Raw genomic sequence first — 14187 nt, 5'->3', positions numbered from 1 at the left:
TATCTATTGTATCCTAAGTTGTTGTCGCGCACAATTTTCTAGCATAAAAAAACAGCCTAGAACCAAATCTAGGCTGTTACCATTATTATTTTCCTTTAATGTAGTTAACACCGTCTGCTTTTGGCGCTTCGGATTTACCGATAAAGCCAACTAGAGCAAGAATTGTTAACACATAAGGTGCAATTTGTAAGTAAACGTCTGGAATGTCTTTGAAGAATGGTAATGAACCACCAGAAATGGCCAAACATTGCGCAAATCCGAAGAAAATGGCAGCTCCCATTGCGCCAAGTGGGTTCCATTTACCAAAAATCATTGCGGCAAGTGCCATATAACCTTGACCAGAGATGGTTGCATGGCCAAAATCAAGTGTAAATGATTGGGCATAAACCGCACCACCAAGACCACCAAGAATACCAGAGATGATAACACCTTGATATCTCATCCAGCGAACTTTGATTCCCATCGTATCAGCTGCAAGAGGATGCTCCCCTACAGAACGAAGACGAAGACCAAAGCGAGTTTTGTAAATAATAAACCACGAAACGATCGCGAATAAAATCGCAACATAACTCATTACCGGAACGTTTTTGAAGAAAATATCGCCAATAACTGGGATATCACTTAAAACAGGAATATCTGGTTTACCAAAGTAATACTTAATTTGATCTGTTTGGCCTTTATCATAAATTACTTTTACAAGGAATAAAGATAGACCAGTTGCTAAAAAGTTAATAGCTACACCACTGATTACATGGTCAGCGCGGAAATTAATCGTTGCAACGGCATGAACTAGTGAGAAGACTCCCCCAACAAGCATTGCCGCAATAAGTGATATCCAAGGAGTTAAGGCCCCAAAAGTATCTTGGAAAGTAAGGTTAAAGACGATAGCTGAGAATGCCCCCATTACCATCATACCTTCTAGTCCAATGTTAACTACACCACCACGTTCAGAGTAAACGCCCCCGAGTGCAGTAAAAATTAGCGGGCCTGCCATAAGCAGTGTACTAGAAACAATTGTCGCTAAAATGGCTGTCATTCTGCTTTCGCCCCCTTCTTAAATTTTGCCATCGCCCAGCGGATAATGTAGCTGGATGCCACAAAGAAGATAATCAGAGCGATAATGACATTGACTAATTCGTTTGGAACTCCTGCTACTGCTGGCATATTTAGTGCACCAACTTTTAACGCACCAAACAAAATTGCCGAGAAGACGATTCCAATTGGAGAACTTCCACCCAGTAATGCTACAGCGATACCATCAAAACCTATCCCAGGAGAAGAAGCTAATACATATGCATTTCCATATGTCCCAAGTCCTTCCATTACGCCACCAAGACCAGCAAGCGCCCCAGCAATAACCATTGAGAAGATAATTGTTTTCTTTACACTCATACCGGCATACTGTGAAGCATTTTCGTTAAATCCAACTGCTTCGATTTCATAACCAAATGTTGTTTTATTTAACATTAACCAAATAATAAGTGCAAAACCAAGTGCGATTAATATCCCCCAATGTAGCGAGGAGTAATCGGTCATTGATTGTAATAGTTCCGATTGTAAAGAAGCAGATTCATGAATAGCCTCCGTCTTATCTAAACCATCCGTAAGTAAATTTTGTACCACATAGTTGAAAATATAAAGTGCTGTATAGTTAAGCATGATGGTTACAATAACTTCATTCACACGTAAAGTTGCTTTTAAAATACCTGGAATAAATGCCCAAATAGCACCGAAAACCATCCCAGTAATAATCGCAAGCGGCAAATGAATCCATTTTGTTAAGCCATCAAAATTTACTGCGATGATGATAGAACCTAACCAGCCCATCAACATTTGACCTTCTGCTCCAATATTGAAAAGACCAGCTTTAAAGGCAACAGCAACAGACAAACCAACTAAAATATAAGGAGTGGCTTGACGAATAGTTTCACCAATATAGAATGGTTCACCAATAACACCTTCAACGAGTGCTGAATAACCAGCAATTGGATCATATCCAAAAATAAGCATGATAATCGCACCACAGATAAGTCCAAGAATAACGGCTGTAATTGGGATAACTAACGCTTGTAGTCGTTTAGACATGTTCTTTTTCCCCCGTTTCCGCTTCTTGTTTGGATGAACCAGCCATCATTAAACCAAGTTCTTGCTCTGTTGTTTCTTTCGGGTCAACAATAGCAACAATTTTCCCTTCATAAATAACGGCAATCCGATCACTAACATTCATAATTTCATCTAGTTCAAACGACATAAGTAACACTGCTTTTCCATTATCTCGTTGTTCAATTAAGCGTCGATGGATGAATTCAATTGCCCCAACATCAAGTCCGCGTGTTGGTTGAGCCGCAATTAAGAAATCTGGATTACGATGAATCTCCCTTGCAATAATCGCTTTTTGTTGGTTACCGCCTGAAAGCGATTTTGCTGCTACGTATTCGCTACTTGCACGAACATCGTATTCTTCAATCAGTTCACGAGCAAACTCATACATTGCTTTGTGATTTAAAAAGCCTTTGCTAGAAATCGGTTTCTTGTAATAAGTTTGTAGCGCAATATTTTCTCCAAGTGACATTTCCAGTACTAAACCGTGTTTATGACGATCTTCTGGGATATGTCCTAGGCCGGCCTCGGTTATTTTACGAGGCTTTTTATTTTCGATGTGTTCGCCATTTAATTGAATAGTACCGCTTGTTACTTTGGAAAGACCAGCAATTGCAGAAATCAGCTCACTTTGGCCGTTTCCGTCTACTCCTGCAATCCCAACAATTTCACCAGCTCTGACAGTTAAATTAAGTCCACGAACACTTTCGACACCACGACTTTCTTTGACAACTAAATCTTTTACTTCCAAAACATCTTTACCAGGATGCGCTTCGGTTTTTTCAGTTGTAAAGACAACTTCACGACCAACCATTAAATTGGCCAAATCTTGTGGCGTTGTTTCAGGAACGTTCACCGTACCCATACCTTTACCACGGCGGATAACAGTTACACGGTCACAAACATCCATAATTTCTTTTAATTTATGTGTAATTAAAATAATTGATTTGCCTTCTTTAATTAGTGAGCGCATAATTTGAATCAATTCTTTAATTTCTTGAGGTGTTAAAACAGCGGTTGGTTCATCGAAAATTAAAATGTCTGCTCCACGATAAAGTGTTTTTAAAATCTCAACCCGTTGTTGCATACCGATGGAAATATCTCTCACAACTGCATTTGGATCTACACGCAAACCGTAACGATCAGAAATTTCTTTTATTTCCTCTACTGCTTTTTTCTTTTCGATAACACCTAGTTTGCTTGGCTCTTTCCCGAGAATGATGTTCTCAGCAACCGTAAATTTATCCACTAACATAAAATGCTGATGGACCATACCGATTCCAAGTTCATTCGCTTTGTTCGGGCTATTGATATTTTCTTTTGTGCCACGAACGCGAATTTCGCCACCATCTGGTTCATATAAACCAAACAAGACATTCATTAGCGTAGATTTCCCTGCGCCATTCTCACCTAACAAAGCATGGATTTCACCCTGCTTTAATTGTAAGGTAATGTTATCATTTGCTACAAATCCAGAGAATTCCTTCCTGATTCCTAACATTTCAATAACAAAGTCCACTTCTTCACTCCCCTTGTCGTCTGGTTCAAACTGGAAAAACAGCCACTCGCGCGATTCTCTCGAAGGACGCCGCCTCTCCCCGTACTTCCTCCCGAAGAAGGTTCCGAGTTTTTTATCCGTTTGTTGTTAATGGCTTTCCACTTAATTGCTTTGTATGTTTTACACGCTAGTAATTATTTCATTTATGTATGAAAGCGATTGTGCATTTTTAAGTGATTAAAAAAGCCATCTCCTTATTTTATTTCTAAATGGCATTCATTGCAATCATAAATTCCAATATACCGATTATTTTCTTTTAGTAAAAGGGTTTACCTAGTATAATAAAACGCTTACAAATTATTTTTTTATGAAAGCCGGTATGTCTGATACCGACTTTCATAAAAGGGTTTACTTTGTTCGTATTACTTATTTTTTATAACTATAAATCAAGGCTTTTCAGGAACTTTAATGTCCCCATCAACGATTTTTTGTTTGTATTCTTCCACTTTAGCTAAAACATCTTTAGAAATATTATCTTGATGTTCAGATAGCCCTACAGCATCTTTATCAAGACCATATTCAATTTTAGTTCCACCAGGGAAATCTCCAGCTTTTGTACGAGTTGCAAGATCTTCTACAGCGATATCAACACGTTTAATTTCAGATGTAAGAGTTACATTGTAATCTTTGCCATCATTTGCTGTAACTTTTCCTTCGTCCCATTGGTCACGGTCAACACCGATTACCCAAACAGCACGGCTAGGATCTTTTTTCTTCAAGTTTTTCGCTTCTGCAAAGACACCGTTACCAGTACCACCAGCAGCGTGGAAAATGACATCTACGCCATTTGAATACATGGATGAAGCGATTTGTTGACCTTTGTCAGCTTTTGCGAAATCGTTTGCATATTGAACATCAATTTGTGCATTTGGATTAACAGCTTTTACACCAGCAGTGAAACCAGCTTCAAAACGGTCAATAACAGTTCCTTTTACTCCACCAACAAATCCAACTTTATCTGTTTTTGTTGTTAAGCCAGCTACAACACCAACTAGGTAAGAACCATCGTTATCTTTAAATCCAATACTTACTACATTATCACGGTCATCAATTGTGTCATCCACAATAGCGAATTGATTTTTAGTTTTTTGTTTAGAAACTTCTTCAATTGCATCTTTCAGTTTGTAACCAATTCCGTAAATCAAATCATAGTCGCTACGAACAGCAGTGTTTAAGTTAGTTTTGTAATCCGCTTCAGATGCTGATTGTAAGTAGTTGTAACCATCTGTACCTTTTTCCATGCCGTTAGCTTTACCGAATTTTTGTAAGCCTTCCCATGCTGATTGGTTAAACGAACGATCATCAACGCCACCAGTATCTGTAACCATTGCTACTGTAAAATCTTTACTGCTCTTATCATCGCTACTTTTTTTATCGTCGCTGCTCGAACCACAAGCACCTAAGATAACACCAGAAGCAATAATCATTGATAGTGCTAAAGCAAATGTACGCTTTTTCACCTTAAAACCCCTCCCGAGAGATATAATGTTAGTTAGAGCTCTCAGTAAAAACAAACATTCAGGTGCGTATAAAAGTATGTATGGTCCCTTTTTGGATAACGCACAAAAACATTTAACGTCTTCTCCAACTGTTCTTAATATACCATGGAAAATAAAATAAATAAATAACCAAGTTCATAAATTTTTAATGCAAATGAATTCAGAAAATTCCATGCAGTCGAAATCATTTAATTCCAGCAACCTCTTACAAGTAAGCGCTTTAATGTGAAATAACGAACAATCAAATTTAGTTGCAATCCAATTTTATTCCCTTCATAATAAAAAAATAGTGCTAGAAAGGCGGGATATAAAAATGATAAAAATTGGCTTTATCGGATTTGGTAGTATGGCAACTTTAATTGCTACGAAAATGCTAGAAGAAAAAGTAATCTCACCTGAGGAAATCATTATTTATTCTAGTTCCGAAAATGAGCATTTTAAAAAATTCTATGACCAATACCCTACTTCGGAATTAGCGGCAAATGAAGCGGAAGTTTTTACGAAAGCTGAACATAGTTTTATTTGTAAACTGCCACTAGCTGTTTTACCACTTGTAAAAGATTGCGCTGCTGTCCTTACATCAGAACGTCATGTGATTTCTATTGCTGCTGGTGTTAGTACTGATGATATTCTGGATATATCGCCGTCCTTGCAAATAAGCAAATTAATCCCTTCACTTACGACGGCTGTCGGAGTTGGAACAACACTTATTTCTCATTCAGACAATGTTTCTAAAAATAATTGTAAATGGTTAGAAACAACTTTTGAATCGTTTGGACATGTAATGACAATTCGAGAAGAAAACATTGATATAGCTAGCGATCTAACTAGTTCTTCTCCTGGAATTATAGCTGCTATTTTTGAGCAATTTATGGAAGCTGCACTTCGTAGATCTAGCCTTTCAGATGCAGAAATTTTTCAAATGATTAATTTCGCATTAGCTGGAACGTCGAAACTTCTAGTGGAAGAAGATTATACTTTTAGTGGTTTGATTGAACGTGTAGCAACAAAAGGTGGTATTACTGCTGAAGGTGTGGAACTTAGCCACAAAGAGTTACCTGCTTTTTTTGATGAGTTATTAAATCGAACACAAGATAAATACGCTGTTAGTAAACAAGAAATTGAAACACAAAAACGAGAATTACTTTCTTAAAAAAGAGGTCGCGATAAAAATCGCAACCTCTTTTTGTTTACTCATTTTCTGGATTTGCTTCCACATTAACTCGCCTTGGTTTACTACCTTCGTGAGGACCGACCACGCCTCTTTGTTCCATCTCATCAATTAAGCGAGCGGCACGATTATAACCAATTCGGAATTTCCTTTGTAACATTGATACGGAAGCTGTTTGCATTTCAACTACAAGTTCTACAGCATCATGATATAATTCATCTGTCACTTCTCCCTCTACTTCAGGAATATCATCAGGGATCATCTCTTCGTTATACTGTGCTTTTTGTTGCGAAATAACATAATTGACAACATCTTCCACTTCTGCGTCAGATAAAAAAGCGCCTTGAATTCGTGTCGGTTTGCTCGAGCCAACTGGAAGTAGTAGCATATCACCACGACCAAGTAATTTCTCTGCCCCGCCCATATCCAGAATCGTTCTAGAGTCAATCGAACTAGAAACCGCAAAGGCAATTCTGGAAGGGATATTGGCTTTAATAACACCAGTAATGACGTCTACAGAAGGTCTTTGTGTCGCGATAATTAAATGAATTCCTGCCGCACGTGCCATTTGTGCAAGCCTTGTAATGGCATCTTCTACATCGTTTGAGGCAACCATCATTAAGTCGGCCAATTCGTCTACAATAACAACAATAAATGGTAATTCTGGTTGTTTTTCTTCGTTTAATTCATTGTGTTTCTTCACATAATCATTATATCCTTGCATGTTACGCGTACCCGTATGTGAGAATAAATCATAGCGCCGTTCCATCTCTGCAACTACTTTTTGAAGAGCTTGTGCAGCTTTTTTAGGGTTAGTCACAACTGGGGCAAGTAGATGCGGGATTCCATTATAAACATTTAATTCCACCATTTTTGGATCAATCATCATCATTTTTACTTCGTGTGGTTTAGCGCGAAGTAAAATACTTGTGATAATACCATTAATACAGACAGATTTTCCACTTCCTGTTGCTCCGGCTACAAGTAAATGAGGCATTTTATCTAAACTCGCCATCATCGCTTCTCCAGAAATATCCCGTCCAAGTGCAATTTGAAGTTTTTCATCAGGATTATTTTTCGGATTATTTTCTAGGACTTCTCGTAATGAAACCATGGCTACATTTTGGTTTGCCACTTCAATTCCAATGGCAGACTTCCCTGGTATTGGCGCTTCAATTCGGATATCTTTTGCGGCTAGAGCAAGTGCGATATCATCACTTAAAGAGACAATCTTACTTACTTTAACACCTACAGATGGCTGTACTTCATATTTTGTAACAGCAGGCCCAAGGTGAACTTGTGTGATTTTTGCTTTTACGCCGAAACTGTTGAACGTATCTTCTAATTTTTTCGCATTTACTTTTATTTGGTCATATTCTTTACTTTGATCTGTTACTTTCGCAGGCGCTAAAATGTCCACTGGTGGTAATTGATAAATTTCATTTTCAAAAGATTCTTGTTCAAAAAGGACTAAATCCGACTCTTTCTTATCTGCTTCTGCTTTTTCTTCTACTGGGGCTTTTTCCAGCTCTACTTTCGAACTGAAATTAGAAATAATTGGTGGTAGTTTTTCTTCTCTTTCTTGCTCTACTTCGATGACTTCCGCTTCCACTTCTTCCTCCACAGCTTTTTCCGCTTTCTTCTGATCATGTTTTGCTTTTACTTCTTTGCCTTTTTCTGTTGCTGCTTTGCCTTTAGAAAATAAGTAACGAACAAAACCAGCTATTTTAGTGAAAAATTGGCGTATTGATATTCCAGAAACTAGTGAGAATCCATAAACAATTAATAAAACAGCAATAATATTAGTGCCTAAACGATCAACTAAAAAGTAAGTAACGGAAGTAATCGCTGCTCCTATCATCCCTGCACCAACAAACCCCACTTGGTTTGGTCGGAATAAATTCTCCAGAACTAACTTCCATGTACCTAGAAGAACGGAACTATCAAGTCCAAGTGTATGCACGATAAAATACATATGTATATATGTTAAAAATCCTAAAATGATTAAATAAATCCCGACTAACCGCTTGCTAAAAAAACGTGGCCGCTGTCTTTTAATTACCAAATAGCTACCAAGGATGACAAGTCCTGCTAACAATACATAACTCAACAAACCTACCCACATTTCAGAAAGCGCAAAAAAACCTTTACCAACGAAACCTAATTGTAAAATCCCGACTATCCCAATTGCTACTAAAATAACGCCAAATATTTCTGAGCGTAATGATGCGGTTTTTTTCTTTTTTGAACGGCTAGATGTTTTCTTACGTCCAGTCGTTTTTTTCTTTTGTGTCGCCATTTAAGTCCCACCTATTCCTTTTTTTGCTTGTTCTATTATAGCATATCTAAACGTTTCATAGTTCATACTAAAGCCCTATTATCCAAACAAATGTTTCCTTTTGAAAAAACCACATATCTCAAGTGAAGAGATATATGGCTTCTGTTTTGTTATAGGTGTGGCGTTTTTGTATTCATTAGTTTACCACCACGCACTTCCGACATGCTACCTCCGACGGCTAAGAAAGCATCTGGATCAATTTCATCAAGGATCGCTTTCACTTTCACTTCTTCAAATCTAGAGACGATAACGAAAACTACTTTTCTTACGTCACCAGAATACCCTCCAGTCGCATCTAAATAAGTTACACCTTTTCCAAGCTGTTCCATAATTTCTGCGCCGATTTCCTCGTAATAACGACTGATAATAAAAGCACTTTTCGATTCATCTACACCTTGAATCACAATATCAATGACTTTATATGCCAAAAAATACGTAATCAGAGAATACATTGCGCGGTCCCAGTTGAAAACAAGCCCAGCAACAATAAAGATAACAATATTGATAAACATAATAATTTGTCCTGTTGAAAATGGGGTTCTGCCGTTGATGATAATTGAGATAATTTCTGTACCATCAAGTGCCCCGCCGTTACGTATGACGAGTCCTACACCAAGACCAAGAGTCATTCCACCAAAAACCGTTGCAAGTAGCAAATCATCCGTCACGGGGTCCATATCATGCAAAACTAGCGTAACAATGGACATAATTGCAATCCCGTATAGAGTAAATAGAGCAAATACTTTTCCGATTTTTCGGTAACCGATAATAAAAAATGGAATATTAAGTACAAAGGTTAAAATACCTAGTGGCAGCGGTGTTAGTTGTGAAATAATAATTGAAATACCGACGACACCCCCATCTAGTATTTGGTTGTTTACAAGAAACAGTTCTAGACCAACCCCCATTAAAATTGCTCCAAAAGTTATCATCAGAAATTTGTAAACAAACCATTTTAACCTTTTTCTTCGTTCTTGTTTTACTTTTTTTAAAGCTAGCTCCTCCATAAACGTTTCATTTATTTGCACATAGCTCACGCCCAATCCTTACTTCATTCTTTATTTTTAGACAATGAAAACGATACTTGTTTTCATTCACAAAATTTTCTCTTCATATTTAATAAGTATACCATAGCTGTTTTGTACTTGTACATATAGTTCATAATAAGAAGCATTTATTTTACAGTTCGACTACTTGCCAGGCTGTATCTTGCTATAGTATAGTATTAATGCGCAAACTTGTGGAGAAAATCTCACACATGAAATACATTTTGAAGGGTGATAAGATGATGAGTGACTATCAAGTGTTGTTATATTACAAGTACACAACGATTGATGATCCAGAAACCTTTGCAAAAGAGCACCTAGCTGCTTGCAAAGAAATGGAATTAAAAGGCCGGATATTGGTGGCTACTGAGGGGATTAATGGCACCGTTTCGGGAACTGTGGAAGCAACAAATAATTATATGGCTTATATGGCAAATGATGAACGCTTTCGTGATATGGTATTTAAAATTGATGCGGCGGATGCTCATGCATTTAAAAAAATGCATGTTCGACATCGTGCGGAAATTGTTAGCTTGAGTTTAGAAAATGATGTCAATCCGCTTGAAGTGACTGGAGATTATTTAGAGCCTGCTGAATTTCGCGAAGCTTTGTTAGATGAAGATACGGTCATTTTAGATGCAAGAAATGATTATGAATTTGATATCGGTCATTTCCGTGGAGCCGTTCGTCCTGATATCCAAAATTTCCGTGAATTACCAGGTTGGATTGAAGCTAATCGTGATCAATTAGCGGATAAAAAAATCGTTACTTATTGTACTGGTGGTATTCGTTGCGAGAAATTTTCTGGTTGGTTAAAAACGGCTGGTTTTGAAGATGTAAGTCAACTTCATGGCGGCATTGCTACTTACGGAAAAAATGAAGAAACGCAAGGTGAATTTTGGGATGGACAAATGTATGTATTTGATGAGCGAATTGCAGTTCCAATAAATCAAGTAAACCCGACAATTGTTGGTAAAGATTACTTTGATGGAACTCCTTGTGAACGCTACATCAATTGTGCTAATCCGTATTGTAACAAACAAATTCTTGCCTCTGTTGAAAATGAAGAGAAATACATGCGCAGTTGTTCGCATGCGTGCCGGGTTCATCCTGCAAATCTATATACAAAAAACTTATCGAAAGAGAGCTTCACTGAACGACTTGAGGCTTTAAACGAAACCGTTCAATAATCGAAAATAAAACCAGCTGCTATTAATTAGCAATGCTGGTTTTATTTTCGATTAGCTAAATATATTAAGTCAATTCCACGTAAATTTCCCCATGCAGCAAGCTCCCCTGTCACAATTAAAGAAGTTTGTTTTAATTCAGTAATATTTTTAGCATCAGCCAATACAAATAACCCACGTAATTGCTCTTTCCAAAGTTCTAGTTTAGCGATGGTCTTTTCGACGCCATCTTTTTTCAATGCATAAATAACTTGCCCCGCCATACCAACACTGTCTGCTCCAAGCGCTAATGACTTTACAATATCAAGTGGTGAACGAATTCCTCCTGATGAAAGAAAAGCCACTTCTGGCGCATCCGCATGTTGCATATCTAGCAATGCTTGGCCTGTCGTAATTCCCCAATCAAGTAAAAAATCATATGCTTGGTCACGACGACGATCATTTTCAATTTGAGCAAAATTAGTCCCGCCTTTTCCAGCCAAATCAACTGTTTGGACACCGATGTTAGTTAAAGACGTCACTGTCTCGCGTGTTAAACCAAAGCCAACTTCTTTTACAATAACAGGGACTGGCGAAATTTTTACATACTCCTCTATTGTCTTTTGCCAGTGACTGAAAGAGCGGTCACCTTCTTGCATAACTAACTCTTGTGCTGGATTAATGTGAATTTGAAGTGCGTTAGCCGCTAACATTTCTACGGCTCGTAATCCATCTTCTATTTTCACTTCTGGGCTTACATTCGCTAGGATTACTCCATTTGGATTGACATCTCGAACAACTTGATATGTATCAATAAGTGCACTATTCTTTAAAGCTGCCGACTGCGAACCAACCGCCATCGGAATCCCTACTTCTTTCGCAATTTCAGCAAGTTCTGCGTTAATTTTTTTCGTATGACGACTTCCACCAGTCATCGCATTAATATAAAAAGGAAATGCCACATTCGTCTTGCAAATCGTCGTTGTCAAATCAATATCACGCACATTATAGCGTGGGATAGATGTGCCAATCAGCTGAATATCATCTAAGCTAGACTTGCCAAGTTGCTCATTTTGTTTTACTCCAAGAGCAACATGTTCATCTTTGCGCCGTTCTCTTAATAAGTCATCGTTCTTTTGCATTTCTAGTCCTCCACAAATCACTAATTTCAATTATCTTTATAAACGAGAGAAATTTTCTTAAGCAAATGTTAAAACTGTTTTAAAAATCGTTTCTTTTTCTTCGGGAGTTGGTTGATATACTTCTCCGTCTAGAAACAAAATAAGACCGTGGAAGGTTTGGATGTCGTCCTCGCAGTCCTCGCAATATTCAATTTCCTCTTCGTTCCAAGCGGCAAGTATACAATCTTTTTTGGTTTGATGATTTGGATAATTACGTAATAGCTCTTCAGCTAGCTCTTGATATTTAGCTAGCGCTTGTTCTTTTTCTGAAAAAGAATAGTCCGCTTGAATGGATGTTTCCCACTCCTCGAAAAACCACCAAGGCTCGTATTCTCCTTTGGTTAGATAGACATTCCACTTTGCCATCATAAAAACTCCCAACACTAATTAGAATACTATTATTATAGCATAAGCCTTCGTGAAATACCGGAATGCAAATTTTTGAAAGGAGCGCGAAAAAAAGATACACTAGTAGTAAGGAAAAATAGAAAGGATTGGTTGCATAATGGCTAGGGATACAGCAATTTTAAGAGTGACTGGATTTGTACAAGGAGTTGGTTTTCGTTACACAACAAAACATGTCGCATACAAATATGATATTAGTGGTACAGTTAAAAACTTAGATGATGGATCCGTTGAAATTCATGCCATTGCGGAAGAAGAAAATTTAGCAAAATTTATCGAAGCGATAAAAAAAGGCCCTTCACCTGGTTCCCGAATTGAGCATGTTTATATTTACAAAGGTGCTCCCGTAGAAGAACGAAAAACGTTTGATATCATTTATTAATATTTCGAAAAATAGTGGTTGTACTAAAGCTCTTTTTGGATTATAGTTAATGAGTACTTAAACCTTGAAAGGAGCGAATGCGTGGCATGATTTCCATTTTACAGATTTTACTGGAACCAGAATTCATTTCACTGACGGTAACATTTTTGTTAATGTTGACGATTTTTAGTTATTGGTCAGCAATTACATTATTAAAACCGAAAATGGTGCTACCCGCTGACGCTATCTGTTTAAAGCGAAGTAAACTTTCATTAAAAGCTCATTTTTACCGAGCTTCTCCCAATTTTATTATTAATTGGCTGGCAGTAACAATGAAATGTAGCGCCATTACTGATGATGAAGACAGTTTTTCATTTTCCAACGTATCAGCTTATTAATTTACCATTTAGGAGGAAAATGAAACATTGAAAAAGAAAAATATTATTCTAATTAGCGTATTACTCGGTGCATTGCTATTACTTACTGGTTGTAGCTTGGACCCTTCACAAAATACAGATGGTTTTTTTAGCACTTATTTGATTCAACCATTTACGAGTTTTATTATGTTTGTTGCAAAGTTTGTGGGCGGTAATTATGGTGTTGCGATTATTATTACAACGTTACTAATTCGCGCGCTTATTATGCCACTCAACTTGCGTACAGCAAAAGCGCAAATGGGTATGCAATCCAAAATGGCTGTAGCAAAACCAGAAATTGACGAAATTCAAGCTCGTTTGAAACGAGCAACATCAAAAGAAGAACAAGCAAAAATCCAACAAGAAATGATGGCCGTTTATTCTAAGTATAATATTAATCCAATGCAAATGGGTTGCTTACCTTTACTAATTCAAATGCCCATCTTAATGGCTTTCTATTATGCGATTCGTGGTTCATCCGAAATCGCCAGCCACACTTTCTTATGGTTTAACTTAGGTGATCCAGATATGGTTCTAGCCATTATCGCTGGACTTGTCTACTTGGCACAATACTTTGTTTCGATGATTGGCTATTCTCCAGAACAAAAGAAACAAATGAAAATAATCGGTCTCATGTCACCAATTATGATTTTATTTGTATCATTCACAGCTCCATCCGCACTTGCTCTATACTGGGCAGTCGGTGGTCTCTTCTTAGCAGGACAAACATTATTAACGAAAAAATTATATATGAATAAACACCCAGAAGTTAAAATGATGGAACAAGAAGAAAAAGAGTTTGAAGAAATTGTAGAAGAACAAAATAAAGAAAAATAAAAATCCAACTTAAAAAGCATCCGAAACTTAGATTAGTCTAGGTTTTCGGATGCTTTTTTCTACATTGTTCCAAAAACAGGCCCTCCATATAATTTCGAAGGCTTATTTT

General features: G+C 37.4%; 13 protein-coding genes. 5 read left to right on the top strand and 8 right to left on the bottom strand.

Translation table 11 applies throughout. From position 1 onward, the window contains the following. Positions 1–85: 85 nt before the first annotated feature. The 4 genes from CKV67_RS06895 to CKV67_RS06880 form a co-directional block, all read right to left on the bottom strand. Entirely contained in the window at positions 86–1036 is a 951-nt protein-coding gene (locus CKV67_RS06895; RefSeq protein ID WP_014092771.1) for an ABC transporter permease, read from the bottom strand. After that, positions 1033–2085 carry an ABC transporter permease gene (locus CKV67_RS06890; protein ID WP_014092770.1) on the bottom strand — a complete coding sequence of 351 codons (1053 nt, stop codon included), beginning with the start codon at positions 2083–2085 and terminating at the stop codon, positions 1033–1035. The genes CKV67_RS06895 and CKV67_RS06890 overlap by 4 nt, the downstream gene beginning before the upstream one ends. Further along, entirely contained in the window at positions 2078–3619 is a 1542-nt protein-coding gene (locus CKV67_RS06885) for an ABC transporter ATP-binding protein (protein ID WP_014092769.1), read from the bottom strand. Before CKV67_RS06885 ends, CKV67_RS06890 begins: the two co-directional genes overlap by 8 nt. Before the next feature lie 425 nt (positions 3620–4044). Beyond that, on the bottom strand, positions 4045–5118 hold the full coding sequence (locus CKV67_RS06880) for a BMP family lipoprotein (protein WP_025279923.1): 1074 nt from the start codon (positions 5116–5118) through the stop codon (positions 4045–4047). A 352-nt stretch (positions 5119–5470) separates the two neighbouring features. On the opposite strand from CKV67_RS06880, the gene proG reads away from it, so the two are divergent. Continuing rightward, on the top strand, positions 5471–6310 hold the full coding sequence (gene proG / locus CKV67_RS06875; RefSeq protein ID WP_014092767.1) for a pyrroline-5-carboxylate reductase ProG: 840 nt from the start codon (positions 5471–5473) through the stop codon (positions 6308–6310). Positions 6311–6347: 37 nt separating this feature from the next. On the opposite strand, the gene CKV67_RS06870 is transcribed toward proG, so the two are convergent. After that, positions 6348–8627, bottom strand: coding sequence for an FtsK/SpoIIIE family DNA translocase (locus tag CKV67_RS06870; protein ID WP_025279922.1), 2280 nt, complete (start codon positions 8625–8627; stop codon positions 6348–6350). 149 nt (positions 8628–8776) lie between these two features. Next, entirely contained in the window at positions 8777–9703 is a 927-nt protein-coding gene (locus CKV67_RS06865) for a YitT family protein (protein WP_014092765.1), read from the bottom strand. 251 nt (positions 9704–9954) lie between these two features. On the opposite strand from CKV67_RS06865, the gene trhO reads away from it, so the two are divergent. Beyond that, complete coding sequence (gene trhO, locus CKV67_RS06860) at positions 9955–10902, top strand: oxygen-dependent tRNA uridine(34) hydroxylase TrhO (protein WP_025279921.1); 948 nt, start codon at positions 9955–9957, stop codon at positions 10900–10902. 41 nt (positions 10903–10943) lie between these two features. On the opposite strand, the gene fni is transcribed toward trhO, so the two are convergent. Continuing rightward, positions 10944–12020, bottom strand: a complete 1077-nt coding sequence (fni, locus tag CKV67_RS06855; RefSeq protein ID WP_014092763.1) for a type 2 isopentenyl-diphosphate Delta-isomerase — start codon at positions 12018–12020, stop codon at positions 10944–10946. 57 nt (positions 12021–12077) lie between these two features. Then, positions 12078–12425: a DUF1033 family protein gene (locus CKV67_RS06850; protein WP_014092762.1), complete on the bottom strand. Its 348-nt coding sequence runs from the start codon at positions 12423–12425 to the stop codon at positions 12078–12080. Positions 12426–12564: 139 nt separating this feature from the next. Between CKV67_RS06850 and CKV67_RS06845 the strand changes: the two genes are divergently transcribed. The 3 genes from CKV67_RS06845 to CKV67_RS06835 all read left to right on the top strand — a co-directional run bounded on the left by CKV67_RS06845 (position 12565) and on the right by CKV67_RS06835 (position 14078). After that, positions 12565–12846, top strand: coding sequence for an acylphosphatase (locus CKV67_RS06845; protein WP_014092761.1), 282 nt, complete (start codon positions 12565–12567; stop codon positions 12844–12846). Between the two features lie 86 nt (positions 12847–12932). Further along, entirely contained in the window at positions 12933–13223 is a 291-nt protein-coding gene (locus tag CKV67_RS06840) for a hypothetical protein (RefSeq protein ID WP_014092760.1), read from the top strand. Positions 13224–13250: 27 nt separating this feature from the next. Continuing rightward, a complete protein-coding gene (locus CKV67_RS06835) occupies positions 13251–14078 on the top strand; it encodes a membrane protein insertase YidC (protein ID WP_014092759.1) in 828 nt (275 codons plus the stop codon). Positions 14079–14187 lie beyond the last annotated feature (109 nt).

The organism is Listeria ivanovii subsp. ivanovii, assembly GCF_900187025.1.
Lineage (GTDB): Bacteria > Bacillota > Bacilli > Lactobacillales > Listeriaceae > Listeria > Listeria ivanovii.
Note: the sequence above shows the minus strand (reverse complement) of the source record. Positions and strands in the feature narration are given on the sequence as shown.